The 15,771-nt window shown below is 69.5% G+C and carries 19 protein-coding genes; 4 read left to right on the plus strand and 15 right to left on the minus strand.

All coding sequences use genetic code 11. The features are described 5' to 3' along the window. Window positions 1-4: 4 nt before the first annotated feature. The gene (locus AC07ZS_RS21200) at window positions 5-394 is read left to right on the plus strand and encodes a nuclear transport factor 2 family protein (RefSeq protein WP_494800508.1); all 390 of its coding nucleotides are present in this window, start codon (window positions 5-7) and stop codon (window positions 392-394) included. Then, window positions 391-780, plus strand: coding sequence for a YciI family protein (locus AC07ZS_RS21205; RefSeq protein WP_494800509.1), 390 nt, complete (start codon window positions 391-393; stop codon window positions 778-780). The genes AC07ZS_RS21200 and AC07ZS_RS21205 overlap by 4 nt, the downstream gene beginning before the upstream one ends. Window positions 781-787: 7 nt before the next feature. Here AC07ZS_RS21205 and AC07ZS_RS21210 read toward each other — a convergent pair whose 3' ends face one another. Further along, window positions 788-1,768, minus strand: a complete 981-nt coding sequence (locus tag AC07ZS_RS21210; RefSeq protein WP_494800510.1) for a Bug family tripartite tricarboxylate transporter substrate binding protein — start codon at window positions 1,766-1,768, stop codon at window positions 788-790. 108 nt (window positions 1,769-1,876) lie between these two features. Between AC07ZS_RS21210 and AC07ZS_RS21215 the strand changes: the two genes are divergently transcribed. Continuing rightward, window positions 1,877-2,350 carry a MarR family winged helix-turn-helix transcriptional regulator gene (locus tag AC07ZS_RS21215; RefSeq protein ID WP_494800511.1) on the plus strand — a complete coding sequence of 158 codons (474 nt, stop codon included), beginning with the start codon at window positions 1,877-1,879 and terminating at the stop codon, window positions 2,348-2,350. Here the strand turns inward: AC07ZS_RS21215 and AC07ZS_RS21220 are convergent. Continuing rightward, window positions 2,347-3,279 carry a LysR family transcriptional regulator gene (locus AC07ZS_RS21220; RefSeq protein WP_494800512.1) on the minus strand — a complete coding sequence of 311 codons (933 nt, stop codon included), beginning with the start codon at window positions 3,277-3,279 and terminating at the stop codon, window positions 2,347-2,349. The genes AC07ZS_RS21215 and AC07ZS_RS21220 overlap by 4 nt on opposite strands. 98 nt (window positions 3,280-3,377) lie before the next feature. On the opposite strand from AC07ZS_RS21220, the gene AC07ZS_RS21225 reads away from it, so the two are divergent. Then, entirely contained in the window at window positions 3,378-4,181 is an 804-nt protein-coding gene (locus AC07ZS_RS21225) for a dioxygenase family protein (RefSeq protein ID WP_494800513.1), read from the plus strand. Here AC07ZS_RS21225 and AC07ZS_RS21230 read toward each other — a convergent pair. From AC07ZS_RS21230 to AC07ZS_RS21290, 13 genes are all read right to left on the minus strand, one after another. Beyond that, window positions 4,178-4,906, minus strand: coding sequence for a GntR family transcriptional regulator (locus AC07ZS_RS21230; RefSeq protein WP_494800514.1), 729 nt, complete (start codon window positions 4,904-4,906; stop codon window positions 4,178-4,180). The two genes, AC07ZS_RS21225 and AC07ZS_RS21230, sit on opposite strands and share 4 nt — an antisense overlap. Before the next feature lie 26 nt (window positions 4,907-4,932). Next, complete coding sequence (locus AC07ZS_RS21235; RefSeq protein WP_494800515.1) at window positions 4,933-5,601, minus strand: cysteine hydrolase family protein; 669 nt, start codon at window positions 5,599-5,601, stop codon at window positions 4,933-4,935. Between the two features lie 2 nt (window positions 5,602-5,603). Then, window positions 5,604-7,172 carry an ABC transporter ATP-binding protein gene (locus AC07ZS_RS21240; RefSeq protein WP_494800516.1) on the minus strand — a complete coding sequence of 523 codons (1,569 nt, stop codon included), beginning with the start codon at window positions 7,170-7,172 and terminating at the stop codon, window positions 5,604-5,606. Then, window positions 7,169-7,858 (minus strand): biuret amidohydrolase, encoded by a 690-nt coding sequence (biuH, locus tag AC07ZS_RS21245; RefSeq protein WP_494800517.1) that lies wholly within the window; start codon window positions 7,856-7,858, stop codon window positions 7,169-7,171. Before biuH ends, AC07ZS_RS21240 begins: the two co-directional genes overlap by 4 nt. 8 nt (window positions 7,859-7,866) lie before the next feature. Next, the gene (locus tag AC07ZS_RS21250) at window positions 7,867-8,787 is read right to left on the minus strand and encodes an ABC transporter permease (RefSeq protein ID WP_494800518.1); all 921 of its coding nucleotides are present in this window, start codon (window positions 8,785-8,787) and stop codon (window positions 7,867-7,869) included. Between the two features lie 61 nt (window positions 8,788-8,848). Beyond that, window positions 8,849-9,946, minus strand: a complete 1,098-nt coding sequence (locus AC07ZS_RS21255) for an ABC transporter permease (protein ID WP_494800519.1) — start codon at window positions 9,944-9,946, stop codon at window positions 8,849-8,851. 13 nt (window positions 9,947-9,959) lie between these two features. Beyond that, complete coding sequence (locus tag AC07ZS_RS21260; protein ID WP_494800520.1) at window positions 9,960-11,066, minus strand: BMP family ABC transporter substrate-binding protein; 1,107 nt, start codon at window positions 11,064-11,066, stop codon at window positions 9,960-9,962. A gap of 42 nt (window positions 11,067-11,108) precedes the next feature. Next, on the minus strand, window positions 11,109-11,483 hold the full coding sequence (gene hpxZ, locus AC07ZS_RS21265; protein ID WP_494800521.1) for an oxalurate catabolism protein HpxZ: 375 nt from the start codon (window positions 11,481-11,483) through the stop codon (window positions 11,109-11,111). Beyond that, window positions 11,483-12,877: an AtzE family amidohydrolase gene (locus AC07ZS_RS21270; RefSeq protein ID WP_494800522.1), complete on the minus strand. Its 1,395-nt coding sequence runs from the start codon at window positions 12,875-12,877 to the stop codon at window positions 11,483-11,485. Before AC07ZS_RS21270 ends, hpxZ begins: the two co-directional genes overlap by 1 nt. A gap of 1 nt (window position 12,878) precedes the next feature. Beyond that, window positions 12,879-13,085: a DUF4089 domain-containing protein gene (locus AC07ZS_RS21275; RefSeq protein WP_494800523.1), complete on the minus strand. Its 207-nt coding sequence runs from the start codon at window positions 13,083-13,085 to the stop codon at window positions 12,879-12,881. Then, window positions 13,082-13,906, minus strand: coding sequence for an ABC transporter ATP-binding protein (locus AC07ZS_RS21280; RefSeq protein ID WP_494800524.1), 825 nt, complete (start codon window positions 13,904-13,906; stop codon window positions 13,082-13,084). The genes AC07ZS_RS21275 and AC07ZS_RS21280 overlap by 4 nt, the downstream gene beginning before the upstream one ends. Further along, window positions 13,903-14,745 carry an ABC transporter permease gene (locus AC07ZS_RS21285; protein ID WP_494800525.1) on the minus strand — a complete coding sequence of 281 codons (843 nt, stop codon included), beginning with the start codon at window positions 14,743-14,745 and terminating at the stop codon, window positions 13,903-13,905. Before AC07ZS_RS21285 ends, AC07ZS_RS21280 begins: the two co-directional genes overlap by 4 nt. 4 nt (window positions 14,746-14,749) lie before the next feature. After that, window positions 14,750-15,769 carry an ABC transporter substrate-binding protein gene (locus tag AC07ZS_RS21290; RefSeq protein WP_494800526.1) on the minus strand — a complete coding sequence of 340 codons (1,020 nt, stop codon included), beginning with the start codon at window positions 15,767-15,769 and terminating at the stop codon, window positions 14,750-14,752. Window positions 15,770-15,771: the final 2 nt, after the last annotated feature.

A 15,771-nucleotide genomic window follows, 5' to 3' on the forward strand; every position in this document is an offset into this window, starting at 1 on the left:
CCCCATGCCCAGCCCAGAGACCCTCGAACGTTTCATCGCCCTGGTGGAGCAGAACGCCCACGATCAGGCCATCGAAGACTTCTACACGCCCAACGCCACGATGCAGGAGAACCAGTCGGCACCGCGCATGGGCCGCGACCAGCTGGTGGTCGGCGAGCGCCAGGTGATGGCGCGCGCACGGTCCATGAAGTCGCGCTGTGTGCGCCCGGTGCTCGTCAACGGCGACCACGTGGTGATCCGCTGGCAGTTCCGCTTCGTCTGGCGGGACGAGTCGGTCACCGAGATGGAAGAGCTGGCCTGGCAGCGCTGGGAGGGCGAGCGCATCGCGTCCGAACAGTTCTTCTACGACCCCGCGCAACGCACACCGCAGCCGCCGGCCGGGGTGGCGATATGAGTTCGGACCTGGAGCCCCGGGAGTTCCTGGTGATCTCGCGCGGCCAGTGGGACGCCGACAAGTCGCCCGAGGAGATCCAGACGGCGATCGACCGTTTCTATGCGTGGCACGGCGAGATGGTCGCCCAGGGCGTGATGCGCGCGGGCCAGCGGCTGGCGCGCGAGGGCCGGCTGGTCACGCGCGACCGCATCATCGACGGGCCGTTCGCCGAGGCCAAGGAAGTTGTGGGCGGTTTCTGGTTCGTGCGCGCGAACAGTCTGCAAGAAGCCGCGCGCATCTCGGCCGACAACCCCTGCCTGGCCTGCGGTCTGCAGTACGAGGTCCGGCCGTTCGAGCCGGTGCGCGCCAGTGCGTTCGCGCTGACGAGCGAGACACCGTCAGGGTGAACCGCCCCTAGTCGTTGGCCTTGAAGCCGGTGGCCTTGACCACCTGCGCCCAGCGCGCCGTTTCGCTCGCGATGGTGGCCGCGAAGGCCTCGCCGTTTTCCTGCGGCACGTCAAAACCTTGCGCTTCGAGCTTGGCCTTGTAGTCCGCGTCGGCCTGGGCCTTCACCGTGGCGGCCTGGATCTGGTCCACCACCGCCTTGGGCGTGGCCGAAGGCGCCATGAGCCCGAACCACACCGTGGCACCCAGGTCCGGGTAACCCAGCTCGGCCAGGCTGGGCACCTGGGGCAGGAACTTGGTGCGCTCGCGCGAGGTGACGGCGATGGCGTGGAGCTTGCCGCTCTGCACGTGCGGCAGCGCGGCCTGCAGCTGCGCGAAACCCAGCCGCACCTGGCCGCCGAGCAGGTCGGTGATCTGCGGTGCGCTGCCCTTGTAGGGCACGTGCACCATGTCCAGCTTGAAGCGTTCGTTGAGCTGGAAACCCAGGAAGTGCGACGGCGTGCCGGGACTGAACGAGGCGTAGGTGACCTTGCCCGGGTTGGCCGCGACCCACTTCACCAGCTCGGGCAGGGTCTTCGCCGGCACGGAGGGGTGGGTCACCAGCACCAGCGGGTTCTCGACGCCTTTGGCGATGGGCTTGAAGTCCGCCTGCTTCCAGCGCAGCGCCGGGTACACCGAGGGGTTGATGGTGAACATGGCCTGGGTGCTGATCCACAGCGTGTGGCCATCGGCGGCGGCGTTGCGCACCTGTTCGGCGCTGAGGTTGCCGTTGGCGCCGCCCTTGTTCTCCACCACGAAGGTGCCGCCGGTCTGTTTCGCCAGCTGGTCGGCCAGCGCCCGGCCATACACGTCCACCGCGCCGCCGGCCGGTGTGCCCACCACCAGGGTCACCGGCTTGTTCGGCCAGGCCTGGGCGAGGGCGTGGGACGTGGCCAGGCCGGCCATGAGGGCGAACAGCGTGGCGCGCACAGGGGAAAAGGGGGATGGCATGGGTGTCTCCTGGAAGGTGTTCGGGGGCTTTTCGCGAATCTATGCGCTCCCGGATTGGTTGACCAATACAACTATGCTCAGGGTATTCACTGGTGGAGTCGATGTGTGATGAGTGAGCTTTTCCTCTACCGCCTGAGCCGCCTGCAGGCGGTCGCGGTGGCGCCCGTGGGGCGGCTGTGCCAGGCGCGCTACGGCGTCTCGCGCCGCGAGTGGCGCCTGATCGTGGTGCTGGCGCGGCACGGCCCGGTGCTGTCGTCGGAGCTCGCCGACTTCGCGCAGCTGGACCGCGCGCGCACCTCGCGCATCGTCACCACCCTGGTCGATCTGAAACTCATCGCGCGCGAGGTGATCCCCAGCGACCGCCGGCAGGCGAGGGTGTCGTTGACGGAGAAGGGGCGCGCGCTGTACGAGGAGTTCCTGCCGGTGGTGGAGGAGCTCAACCGCCAGTTGCTGCTGGCGCTCGCGCCCGAGGAGGTCGCGCAGCTCGACGGGCTGATGGACCGCCTGGCCGAGCGTGCCAAGGCCAACCTCGCGGCGCTGGACCTGCCCAAGCAGCGGCGCTCGCGCGCGGTGCGGCGTTAACGGTCGTTGTGGCGTTTTCTGGTCGGCTTGTGCGTCGGCCAGGCCTGCATGCGGAAGGCATCGACCAGAAAGTCGATCAGCAGGCGCACCTTGGGCGAGACGAATTTGCGCGAGGGGTAGACCACGTAGACACCCAGCTCGATGGAGCGGAACTCGGGCATCAGCTCCACCAGGGTGCCGGCCTGCAGGTCCGGGCCCACGAGGAACGAGGGTTGCAGCACGATGCCCTGATGGCGCAAGGCCGCGAGGCGGCAGGTGTCGCCGTTGTTGCACCGCAGCCGGGGCGAGACCTTCACCGTGACCGGCCCCTGCGGCCCGGTGAAACTCCAGTGGTCGCCCTGGGAGAACAGGCTGTAGGCGGCGACCTGGTGGTGCGCGAGTTCGGCCGGGTGCCGGGGCGTGCCGTGCTGGCGCAGGTAGCCGGGTGAGGCGCACAGCACCAGGCGCGTGCTCGCGATCTGGCGGCTCACCAGGCTGGAGTCGGGCAGGCGCGCGATGCGCACCGCCATGTCGAAGCCTTCCTCGACCAGATCGACCACGCGGTCCGACAGGGTCACGTCCAGCGTGAGCTTGGGGTGGCTGGCCATGAACGCCACCCACAGCGGTGCCAGGTGCAGCAGGCCGAAGGTGAAGGGCGCGTTGATGCGCAGCAGCCCGGTGGCCTCGCCGCTGCGCGAGGTGATCTCGGCCTCGGCCTCGTCCACCGAGGCCAGCACCTCCTTGCAGCGCGCATGGAACACCTCGCCCTCGGGCGTGAGCGAGAGCCGCCGCGTCGTGCGGTTGAGCAGGCGCACACCCAGGTGCGACTCCAGCTCCGCCACGTGCCGCGACACCGCCGCCTTGGACATCGGCAGGGCGTCCGAGGCCGCGACAAAACTGCCGGCATCGACCACCGCGGCAAACACCCTCATCGCTTCAAATCGGTCCATTTGTCTCTCAAATAGGAACAGTCTGTCTCATTGAAGCATGTTTATCTCTTGATGTGGAACTTTTAAAGTCCTTCCATCGATGTCTTGAAGGAGCCACCATGAACCGCCTGCCCACCCTGTTCGTCTCTCACGGCGCCCCCACGTTCGCGCTGGAGCCCGGCCTGGCCGGCCCGAAACTGAACGCGCTGGGCGCTGCGCTGCCCACGCCCAAGGCGGTGCTGATCGTCTCGCCGCACTGGATGACGCGCGGCGCGCGCGTGGGCCTGAGCGAGCAGCCGGCCACCATCCACGACTTCGGCGGTTTTCCGCAGCCGCTCTACGAAATCACCTACCCGGCCACCGGACACGCCGAGCTGGCCCGCCGCACGCTGGACGCGTTGAAGCGCGCAGGCTGGACCGCCCAGGGTGAAGAGCACCGCGGCCTGGACCACGGTGCCTGGGTGCCGCTGCTCTACCTCTACCCGCACGCCGACGTGCCCGTGTTCCAGGTGTCGCTGCCGCACGGGCTGGACGCGGCCGGTGCCTGGGCCTTCGGGCAGGCGCTCGCGCCGCTGCGCGACGAGGGCGTGCTGGTGATCGGCTCGGGCAGCCTCACCCACAACCTCTACGAGTTCCGCAGCGGGCACGGCGACGAGGCGGCCTACGCCACCGAGTTCGTGGCCTGGGTGCGCGAGGCGGTGCGCCAGGGCGACAGCGAGCGCGTGCGGCGCACGCTGGACGACGCCCCGCACGCGCAGCGCGCCCACCCGACCACCGAGCACTTCCAGCCCCTGCTGGTGGCGGCGGGCGCGGCGGGCGAGGGTGTGGCCGCCGAGGTGATCGACGGCGGCATCACTCACGGTGTGCTGTCCATGGACAGCTTCCTCTTTGGCGCGGTGGCCGCTCCCTCCCAGGGCAACTAGCCCGGCGGTGCCACCTGCTGCGCCATGAACACCTGGTGCAGCGTGATCTTGCGCACCTCGACCCGGCTGGTCTCGATGTGCGAGCGCATGAGCAGGTCGGCCCGGTCGGCCTTGCGGGCCAGGATGGCGCGCAGGATCTTGGCGTGTTCGTCGTAGGTGGCGTCGATGCGCACCTGCTTGAGGAAATCGAGCCGGCGGATGATGCGGATGCGCTCGGTCACGTCGTGGTGCACACGCGCCATCTCGGGGTTGCCCGCCGCGCGCACCAGCGCCTCGTGGAAATCCTCGTCCCATTCGGCGACCTGCACCGGATCGCTGCTGCGCTCGGCCACCGGCGCCAGCCAGCGGTCCTTGAGCGCCTGCAGGGCGGGGCCGGAGGTCTCCACCTCCTGCAGGCACAGGCGCTGCACGGCCGTGGTTTCCAGCACCATGCGCAGGTCGTAGAGCTGGTCGAACTTGTCGAAGTCGAACGGCAACACGCGCCAGCCGCTGCGGAACATCACCTCCACCAGGCCTTCCTGCTGCAGCCGGGTCAGCGCCTGGCGCACCGGCGTGCGCGAGACCTCCAGCCGGCTGCACAGTTCGTGCTCGCTGAAGCGGTCGCCAGGCACCATGCGGAAGTCGGCGATGTCGCGTTTGAGTTGTTCGTACACCTCGCTGGCGCGCGAGCGGTGGGCGGACGCCAGTGGCGCGGCGGTGGATCTGCGGTGGGACGGGTTAGGCACGGGGAAACTCTAGCAGTCTTGCCGGCTCATGGGGTTGTCAAGGCCGCGATCAGTTGCGGGCTGGTGGCGGTCCAGCCCACGATGGCACCCTGGGCGCGCAACATCGCCACGGCGGCGGCCTTGAAATGCGGGAAGTAGCTCTCGGTGCAATCTTCCAGCAGCAGGCAGTCGTAGCCGCGGTCGTTGGCCTCGCGCATGCTGGTCTGCACGCAGACCTCGGTGGTCACGCCCATGAAGATCAGGTGCGTGATGCCGGCCTGGCGCAGCTGCGCATGCAATGGCGTGGCGTAGAACGCGCCCTTGCCCGGTTTGTCGATCACGCTCTCGCCGGCCACCGGCGAAAGCGCGGGAATGATCTGGTTGCCGGGCTGGCCGGCCACTAGGATGCGGCCCATGGGGCCCACGTCGCCGATGCGCAGGCTGGGGTTGCCGCGCAGGCGCTTGGCGGGCGGGCAGTCCGACAGATCGGGCGCGTGCGCCTCGCGGGTGTGCACCACCGTGCCGCCCGCGCGGCGCCAGGCGCCCAGCACCGCCTGGCAGGCCGGCACGATGGCGGCGAGCAGCGCCACGTCGTTGCCCAGCGTTTCCCCGAAGCCGCCGGGCTCGATGAAGTCGCGCTGCATGTCGATGATGACCAGGGCGGTGCGCGCCACATCGAACTCGTAGGTGAACGGTTGGGCGTCGATCTGCCGCATGGTCAATGTCCTCCGCCCATGTGGGCACCCAGGGTCTGCCGGTTGGCCGAGGCGGCGGGCGTCTCGAACACGATGCGGCCTTCGCTCATGACCACGATGCGGTCAGCCAGCTCCAGCAGTTCGTCCAGGTCTTCGCTGATCAGCAGCACCGCGCCGCCGTGGTCGCGCACACCGCGCAGGCGGCCGTGGATTTCCTTCACCGCCGCGAAGTCCAGGCCGAACACCGGGTTGGCCGCGATCAGCACGTGGATGTCGCCGTGGAGTTCGCGCGCCAGCACGGCGCGTTGCACATTGCCGCCCGAGAGGCTGCGGATCGGCGCGCCTTCACCCTGCGTCTTGATGCCGTAGCCGGCGATCCACTCGCGCGCGCGGCTGCGCCAATGGCCGAAGCGCAGGCGCCCGCCGCTGCACAGGGGGGGACGGTCGAAGTCGCGCAGCGCCATGTTCTCGGCCACCGACAGCTCGCCCACGCAGGCGTTGCGCAACGGTTCTTCCGGCAGGCTTCGCACCTTCAGCCGGTGGTTCTCCTCGCGCCGTGCGGCGTAGGCCTGGCCCTGCACGCTCACCGCGCCGGCCGCGCGCGGGCGCTGGCCCACCAGCGCCTCCACCAGCTCGCGCTGACCGTTGCCCGAGACGCCCGCGATGCCGAGGATTTCGCCGGGTGCCACCGCCAGGCTCAGGTCTTGCACCGCCAGGGTGCCCCGGTCGCCCATTACCTTCAAACCCTGGACTTCCAGCGAAGCGCGCGCGTTCGGCACGGCCGAGGGCAGGGCCGCGCGCGTGGCCTGGCGTTCGGCTGCGGCGCCGGACTCGCCCACCATGGCCTGGGCGAGCAGGGCCGGGCTGGTGTCCATGACGGCGCAGTGGTGCACCGCCTTGCCACGGCGCAACACGGTCACGTCGTCGGCATAGGCCATCACCTCGCGGAACTTGTGCGTGATGATGAGCACGGTGCACAGGCCGCTGCGCGCAAACTGGCGCACATGGCCCAGCACCTCGTCGGCCTCCTGCGGCGTGAGCACCGAGGTCGGTTCGTCCAGGATCAGCAGGCGCGGCTTCAGGTAGAGCTGCTTGAGCAGCTCCAGCTTCTGCTTCTCGCCGGCGGCCAGCGATTGCGGGCGCGCGTCCAGGTCGAGCTGGAACGGGGTGGAGGACAGAAATGCCTCCAGTTCGGCGCGCTGGCGCTTCCAGTCGATGAACGCCGGTGTCTTGCCGCCGGCGAGCAGCAGGTTCTCGGCCACCGTCATGCCCGGCGCCAGGGTGAAGTGCTGGTAGACCATGCCGATGCCCAGGGTGCGCGCCACCACCGGGTTGGGAATGGCCTGCTCGCGCCCGTCGATCAGGATGCTGCCGGCGGTGGGCCGCTGGAAGCCCGCCACGCATTTCACCAGCGTGCTCTTGCCCGCGCCGTTCTCGCCGAGCAGGGCATGCACCGTGCCGGGCGCCACCTTCATGCTCACGCCGTCCAGCGCCTTGAAGCCGCCGAACTGCATGCCCATCTCGTAGGTGTCCAGCGCGAGCGCGCCGGTGGGCAGGGGCAGGCCGCCGATGGGGGCTGTGGTGTCGGTCATGCGATGGCCTCCAGGAGGGACGTGGAGGTGGCGTGCGCGCCGAACACGCCGCCCTGCATGGTGATCATCTTCAGCGCAGCCTCGTGGTTGCCCCGGTCGGTGGCGGCGGTGCAGTCCGACAGCAGCAGGCATTCGAAGCCGCGGTCGTTCGCGTCGCGCAGGGTGGTGTGCACGCACACGTCGGTGGTGATGCCGGTGAGGATGAGGTTCCGGATGCCGCGCGTGTGCAGCAGCAGCTCCAGGTCGGTGGCGTAGAACGAGCCCTTGCCGGGCTTGTCGATCACCGCCTCGCCCGGCAGCGGGGCGAGCTCGGGAATGATTTCCCAGCCCGGCTCGCCGCGCACCAGGACGCGGCCGCACGGACCGTCGTCGCCGATGCCCACGCCGTCGGTGCCGATCTGGCGCGAGCGCCAGCGCTTGTTGGCCGGCAGGTCCGACAGGTCGGGCCGATGGCCCTCACGGGTGTGGATCAGGTGGTAACCCGCCTGCCGCATCCCGGCCATCAGCGTTTTCAGCGGCTCGATGGGCGCGCGCGTGAGCGAGATGTCGTAGCCCATCTTGTCCACGTAGCCACCGGTGCCACAGAAGTCGATCTGCATGTCGATCACGATCAGCGCGGTGTTCTGCGGCCGCAGGTCGCCGTTGTACGGCCAGGCATAGGGGTGGGCGTCGACGAAGCGTTCCATGGCGGGTCTCACTTGTTGGACGAAAGTTCGGTCGGGCTGCCCGGCACGATCACGCCGGGCCGGCAGGTGAGCACGAGGATCAGCAGCGTGAGCACATAGGGCACGATGTTGAAGAGGTGGTAGCCCCAGCCGATGCCGATCGACTGCAGCGCCGGTCCGATGGCGCCCGCACCGCCGAACAGCAGCGCGGCACCCACGCAGCGCAGCGGGCTCCAGCGCGCGAAGATCACCAGCGCCACGGCGATCAGGCCCTGGCCGCTGGAGATGCCCTCGTTCCAGCTGCCCGGGTAGAACAGCGTGAGCGAGGCGCCACCCAGGCCGGCGATCAGGCCGCCCGCCGCGGTGGCGGCGATGCGGATGCCCGAGACCGAGTACCCCAGCGCGCGCGTGGCGTTGGCCGAGTCGCCCGCCATGCGCACCAGCAGGCCGGCGCGGGTGCGCGCGAACGCCCACCCCATGGCCAGCGCCAGCACCAGGCCGATGGGCAGCAGGGCATTGATCTGCAAGGCCGAGCGCACGGCCGGCGACTCGCTCCAGAAGCCCAGCGGGATCGCGGGCAACTGCGCGGCCTGCGGCTGGATCAGCGGCTTGCCGAGGTAGAACGCCAGGCCCATGCCCAGCAGCATGAGCGCGATGCCGGTGGCGATGTCGTTCACGCGCGGCAGCGAGCACAACAGGCCGTGCAGCGTGGCCAGCAAGGCGCCCGCCACGGCGGCGGCGAGCACGCCCACCCAGGGCGAACCGCTCAGGTAGGAGGCGCCGAAGGCGACCATGGCCGAGAGCACCAGCACGCCTTCGAGACCGAGGTTGATGCGGCCGGATTTTTCGGTGAGGCACTCGCCCAGGCTCACGAAGAGGAAAGGCACGCCCACGCGCAGCGCACCACCGACGATGCCGGCAAGGAAGATCAGGAACTGGTCGGCGCTCATTCGAAATCCTCCGTGCTTCGCACTGCGGTGCGACCTGGCTTGGGGCGGCCCGGCGCTGCGGTCATCTCGGCTCTCCTTTGGCCGTGTCGGGCGAGGGCATCACGATGGGCACCGGCTCGGACGGCCCGAACTGGCCCAGGCGATCGAAGACGCGTTTCCAGTCCAGGTCGCGCAGGGCCTCGCTGGCCAGGATGAGCACGAAGGCGATGCCCTGCAGCAGCAGCACCGAGGCATCGGGCAGGCCCAGGCGGCGTTGCAGCAGGCTGCCGGCCGCGCCGAACCCCCCGAACACGATGGCCACCGGCACCACCGCGAACGGGTGGTGGCGCGCGATGAACGACACCAGGATGCCCGCGTAGCCGTAGCCGGCGATCAACGCGGCGTTGGCGCTGGTGTGCACGGCCGCCACCTCGATCGCGCCGGCCAGGCCGGCGGCCGCGCCGCCGAGCGCACAGGCCACGATGATCAGGCGCGTCGCGGGCAGGCCCACCAACTGCGCCGCGCGGGGGTTGCCCCCCACCACCTGGACCGAGAAGCCCGAGGGCGTGAGGCGCAGCCACAGGCCGGCCAGCAGGCCGACCGCGATGCCGATCACCAGGCCCCAGTGCACGTCCGAGCCGGCGATGCCGCCGATCAACAGGCCCTCGTCCAGCGCGGGGGTAGAGGGCTTGTTCAGGCTGGCCGGGTCGCGCAGCGGTCCCTCCACGAGGTGCTTGAACAGGCCGATGGCGACATAGGCCAGCAGCAGGCTGCTGATGGTTTCGTTGATGCCGCGAAACTGGCGCAGCCAGCCGGCCAGTGCGATCCACAGCGCCCCCGCCAGCGCGCCCGCGAGGCACACCGCCACCGTGCCGGCCAGGTGGGCCGGCAGCGGCACCGCGTGGGCCAGCGCCGCGCTGGCCAGGCCGCCCAGGACCAGCGCGCCCTCGCCGCCGATCACCACCAGGCCGGCGCGCGCGGGGATCGCCACGCACAGCGCGGTGAGCATCAGCGGCGCGGCGCGCTGCAGCGTGTTCTGCCACGAGTACCAGTCGCCGAACGCGCCCTTGAACAGCAGCACCCACACCTCCACCGGGTCCACGCCCGCGAACGAGACGAAGAGCCCGAACAGCAGCAGGGCGGCGAGGATGGCGCCGACGGGCAGCAGGATGTTGCGCATGGCCGTGAAGGCGTCAGACGCTGCCGTTGACGCCTTCGACCAGGTAGTTCATCTTCTCGAGCTCCAGGTCGATCTGCTTGAACACCTTGCCGGCGGGGATCACGGTCGCGCCCTTGTTGTCCTTGAGCGGTCCCTTGAAGATGTCGAAGCTGCCGGCCATCATCTGCGCCTTGATGCCGTCGGCCTGTTTCTTCGCGGCATCGGTCACCGCCGGGCCGTAGGCCGAGGGCTTGACGAAGCCCTCCTTCAGGCCGCCGCGCACGAAGTTGGGGTGCGGCTTGCCGCTGCGGGCCGCTTCCAGGAAGGCGGTGTAGGCGGTGAGCCAGTTCCATTCGGCGCCGGTCAGGTAGGCCTGGGGCGCGAGCTTGGCCTGGCTGGCGTGGTAGCCGCAGACCATCTTGCCGCGCTTGGCGGCGGTCTCCACGATCACTTTGGGGCCGTCCACGTGCATGGTGAACACGTCCACGCCCTGGTCGGCCATGCTGTTGGTGGCCTCGGCCTCCTTCACGGGCATGGACCAGTCGCCGGTGAAGATCACCTGCGTGGTGATGCCGGGCTTGACCGAGCGCGCGCCCATGGTGAAGGCGTTGATGTTGCGCAGCACCTGCGGGATCGGCTTGGCGGCGATGAAGCCGATCTTGTTGCTCTTGGTCATGTGCCCGGCGATCACGCCGTTGAGGTACTGGCACTCGTCGATGTAGCCGAAGAAGCTGGCCGTGTTCTTCGGGTGCTTGCCCTCGGTCCACATGCCGCCGCAATGGGCGAAGCGCGCATCGGGGAATTTGCCGGCCACGGCGAGCATGTGCGGGTCGAAGTAGCCGAAGGAGGTGGGGAACACCAGGGAGGCGCCGTCCTGCGCGATCATGCCGGTCATGCTGCGCTGCACGGCGGCGGTTTCGGGCACGTTCTCTTCTTCCACCACCTTCACGCCGGCCATCTTCTTGAGCTGCGCGGCGGCCTCGGCGTGGGCCTGGTTGTAGCCATAGTCGTCGCGCGGGCCGACATAGATCACGCCCACGGTGATGGGCTTTTGCGCGAGGGCCCACGGGCTGGCGGCAGCCGCGCCGAGCGCGGCCAGGGTCTTGATCGTTTCGCGGCGGGTGAAGGCAGGGTGGTTCATGGGATCGCTCCTGGTTGGGGACGGACGGGGACGGGACGGGGTTCAGCTCATGAGGCTCACGTGGGCCGAGACGACGCGCCAGCCCTCGGGTGTGCGCAGCCAGGTCTGGCTCTGGCGACCGACCTTGGCACTGCCGGCGCGGTGGAACTCGGTGTTGGCGGTCGCGAAGTCGCGGCCGTAGGTGGTGATCACGGTCTTGCCCAGCGTGCGCGCCAGACCACTCGACGGGCGGCTCGCGCGGAACTCGCGGATGGCGCCATGGCCGTACAGGTTTTCGGTGGCGCCGTAGCGCAGCGTGTGCGGGCTGTTCCAGAACAGCTCGTCGAGCACGGCCACGTCGTTGCCGACGAGCGCCAGCTCGTAGCGTTCGAACGCGGCCGTCACCTCGGCCAGCACGTCGGGCAGGTTGATGTCCATCACAGGCGGGTTTCCTTGAGTTGCGCCACGCCGGCCTGCGCCAGCGCCCAGCCCGCGCGCAGCGCGAGGTCCTCGCGCCAGGGCGCGGCGATGAGCTGCACGCCGATCGGCAGGCCGTCGGTGCCTTCGGGCCACATCGGCGCGGCCACCACCGGGCAGCCGGCGAACGAGATGGGCTGCGTGAGCAGGCCGATGGAAGGCCGGCAGGGAAAGCGCTGGCCGTTGATCTCGATCCACTCGGTGCCGATGGCCGGCGCGGGCACCGGCGTGGCAGGCGCGATCAGCACGTCCCAATCGCGGAACAGGGCATGGACCCGGTCGCGGTAGACCCGGCGAAAGCGCTGCGCGCGCACGTACCAGGCGGCGGGTTGCAGCGCGCCCGAGATGAAACGGTCCACCGAGAGGGGTTCGAAGTCGGCCGCCTGGCGGCGCAGGCGCTGCAGGTGCAGCGCGCCGCCTTCGCTGGCGCTGACGATGAAAGCGGCCGCGCGGGCCTGGGCCGCGTCGGGCCAGGCCACCGTGGCGCTGGCGCCGAGCGCGGCGGCGGCGCGCGCCACCACCTCGCGCGCCGGGGCGCTGGCGTGGTCCACGAAGTAGCCGCCGAGCAGGCCCACCCGCAGGCCCTGCACCCCCTGGGAGAGCGAGGGCGCGGCGGCCTGCACCGAGGTGGCGAAACAGCCCGGGTCCCGCGGGTCGGGGCCTTGCAGGGCGTCGTAGGCCAGGGCCAGGCCGTCCAGATCGTCGGCGAAGGGGCCGAGGTGGTCGATGCTGGCGACGAAGGGGTAGCTGCCGCGGCGCGAGAGCCGGCCGAAGGTGGGCTTCAACCCCCACACACCGCAGAACGACGAGGGCACGCGGATCGAGCCGTTGGTGTCCGAGCCCAGGGTGAGCGGGACCTGGCCGGCGGCCACCGCCGCCCCCGAGCCGCCCGACGATCCGCCGGCCACGTGGCCGGGCCGGTGCGGGTTGTGCGTGGGGCCGTAGTGGCTGTTCTCGGTGGTGAAGCCGTAGGCGTACTCGTCCATGTTGAGCGAGCCGACCAGCACCGCGCCGCTGTCCTGCAGGCGCTGCACGAGCACCGCGTCGGCGGTGGCGGGTGGGTTGCCGCGGTTGACCTTGGAGCCGGCCAGTGTCACTTCGCCCGCGATGTCGAACAGGTTCTTCACCGCGAAAGGCACGCCGGCCAGCGGGCCCAGGGGCTCGCCGCGCGCGCGCCGGGCATCGATGCGCGCGGCCTGGGCGCGCGCGTCCTCGAAGCGCGTGCTGGTGAAGGCGTTCACGCGCGCCTCGGTGGCTTCGATGCGCGCGATGCACGCGTCCAGCACCTCGGTCGCGCTGCGCTGGCCGCCGGCCACCGCCTGCGCGGTCTGGCTGAGGGTGGGGGGCAAGGCCATGTCAGCGCGCCTCCGAGGGGAACGGTGCCGGGCAATAGATCTCGGCCAGCTCGTCCTCGTCGTGCAATGGGACGGCGTCCAGCAATGCGGCCATGGCGGCGGTGCGGTGCATGTGGGACGCCACGCGCGCGGCCTGGGCCGTGTCCAGATGCAGCTCCAGCGCCACAGCAGCGGCCTGCACGTAGATCAGGGTCTGCACCTCGGTCATCGCCGCACCTCGCGCTGGAAGATCTCCAGGCTGCGCTTCTTGGCCGCAATGAAGCTGGCCTCGGACAGGGTCGCCGTGGTGCGCGGACGCGGGTCGTCGTAGGCCAGGATCTCGGCCACCTTGGTCGGCCGCTTGGTCAGCAGCAGCACTTGGTCGGCCAGGTACACCGCTTCCTCGAGGTCGTGTGAAACCAGCATCATGGTGGTGCCGGTCTGCATGAAGACCTCCTGCAGCTTTTCGCGGATGAACAGCGTCATCTCGAAGTCCAGGGCCGAGAAGGGCTCGTCCAGGAACAGCACCTCGGGGTTGGGCGCCAGGGCCCGCATGATGGACGCCGTCTGCTGCTGGCCACCCGAGAGTTCGTAGGGGTAGCGGTTGAGGTCGAACTTCACGTCGAACGAGGCCACCAGCTCGGCCATGCGGCGGTCCACCTCGGCCTTGGATCGGCCTTCCAGCTTGAGCGGGTAGGCGATGTTGTCGATGGTGCGCATCCACGGGAACATCGCCTCACGGTAGTTCTGGAACACGTAGCCGATCTTGGTGTCCTTCAGGCTCTTGCCGTCGAACAGGATCTCGCCGCTGTCGATCGGGATCAGGCCCGCGATCATGTTGATCAGCGTGCTCTTGCCGCAGCCGTTGGGGCCGAACACCGAGACGATCTTGTGCTTGGGGATGTCGAGATCGAAGTTCTCGTACAGCGGCCAGCCCGCAAAATACTTGGTCAGGCCGCGGATGGTGATGTGCGTGCCGGCCGGCCCCGGCTGGAAGGCAGGGGCGGGCACGTCGGCGTCGTACACCGGTGCGTTGACGACTGTGTTCATCTTCCACTCCAGTGAACGATCTTTCTTTCGATGACAAGGAACAGCACGTTCAGCGCGTAGCCGAGCGCGCCAGCGGCCAGGATGGACGCGTACATGTCCTTCACGTTCATCACTTGCTGCGAGTTGATGATCCGGTTGCCCAGGCCGCTGTCGGCGCCGATGAACATCTCGGCCACGATCACGATGACCAGCGCCATCGAGACCGCCGAGCGAAGGCCCACGAAGCTGGGTTGCAGGCTTTCCCACACCAGCACGTCCTTGAACACCTGCCAGCGCGTCGCGCCCATCACCTTGGCCGCCATCACGCGCTGCTTGCGCGCGTTGATCACACCGTAGGCGCTGTTGAAGACCACGATCAGCAACGCGCCGAACGCGGCGATCGCGACCTTGTTGATGTCGGAGACGCCGAAGATCATCAGGAACAGCGGGATCAGCGCGGACGAGGGCGTGGAGCGGAAGAAATCGATCAGGAATTCCACGCTGCGGTAGGCCTTCTCGTTGCTGCCGAGCAGCACGCCCAGCGGCATGCCGACCACCGCCGCGATCAGGAAGGCCTGCACCGTGCGCCAGACCGTGACGGCGAAGTCGGTCATGAGCGGACCGCCGGCCAGGCCGCTCAGCAGCGCGCCCAGGGCGTCCACCGGCGGCGGCAGCAGGATGGGCTTGATGAAGCCCAGTCGCACGGCCAGGTCCCAGATGATGAACAGCACCACCGGGCCCACGAAAGGCAGGGCCTTGCCCCAGTCGGTCTTCTTCGTTGGCGTGGGTGCGCCGGCCGACGCCGGCGGGTTCCAGGGTGGGGTGGCCGCTTCGGTGACCACGGGCGGGGTGGTGCTCATGGCCTCAGCCCTTGTAGAGCATGGAGTCGACCATCAGGCGCGAGGCGAAGATGCCTTTCTCGCTGAACAGGTCGAAGAACTTCTGGAAGTGCGCCACGTCGGCCGGGGTGAACTCGTTGTACATGGTGTACGCGGCCAGCGGCACCTCGCCAGTGAGCGGACCTTCGATGGCGGTGTAGCCCTTGAGGTACTGGCGCGCGTCGGCGGCCTTGGTGCGCACGTAGGCCACCCCCTTGCCGTAGGCCGCCACGAATTTCTTCGCCGCGTCGGGGTTCTTCTTGATGAAGTCCGACGAGAGCGAGGCCGATCCGCCGAACCAGGGCGCCATCGGGTCGCCCAGCACGTACTTCGCGATCACGCCGGCTTCGAGCACCTTGGTGGTGCCGTTCATGCGGCCGATGGTGCCCGTGGGTTCAAGCGTGTAGGCGCCGTCCACCTGGCCGGCCGCGAGGGCCGCCACGTGCTGGCCGATCGGCAGTTCGACGACCGTCGCCCCGCTGGCTCCGCCGCGCTCGAGGATGGTCTTGGCCAGCGTCACGTTCTGGATGCCCGGGCCCGAGGCGATGCGCTTGCCCTTGAGGTCGGCCATCACCTTGGCGGGGCTGGCCACCGGCACGATGACTTCGTCGAGCACGTGCTTCACATTGCTCGGGTTGGAGCAGAAGATCTTGAAGGTGCCGGGCTGGGCGATCTCACCAATGGCGATGTTGGCCGAGCCGGTGCCGTTGGCGGTGCCGTCGGCGCGGCCTGAGAGCACGGCCTCCATCACCTGCTGTGCGCCGGCGAACTTGAGCGGCTCGACGTCCAGGCCCGCCTCCTTGAAGTAGCCCAGTTCGATGGCCGAGTAGAACGGCAGGCCGGCGGCGATCGGCCAGTAGCCGATGCGAATCTTCGGCCCGGTCTGCGCGCGCAGCACGCCGGGCGCGCCCAGCAAACCCATGGCCGCGCCGGCCACGCCGAGCTGCAAGACCTGGCGGCGTCGCGCGGAAGCGGAAGAGGTGGGGGCGGCGGGGGCGTGTTTCATGC

It is taken from the genome of Hydrogenophaga sp. GW456-12-10-14-TSB4 (genome assembly GCF_059424305.1).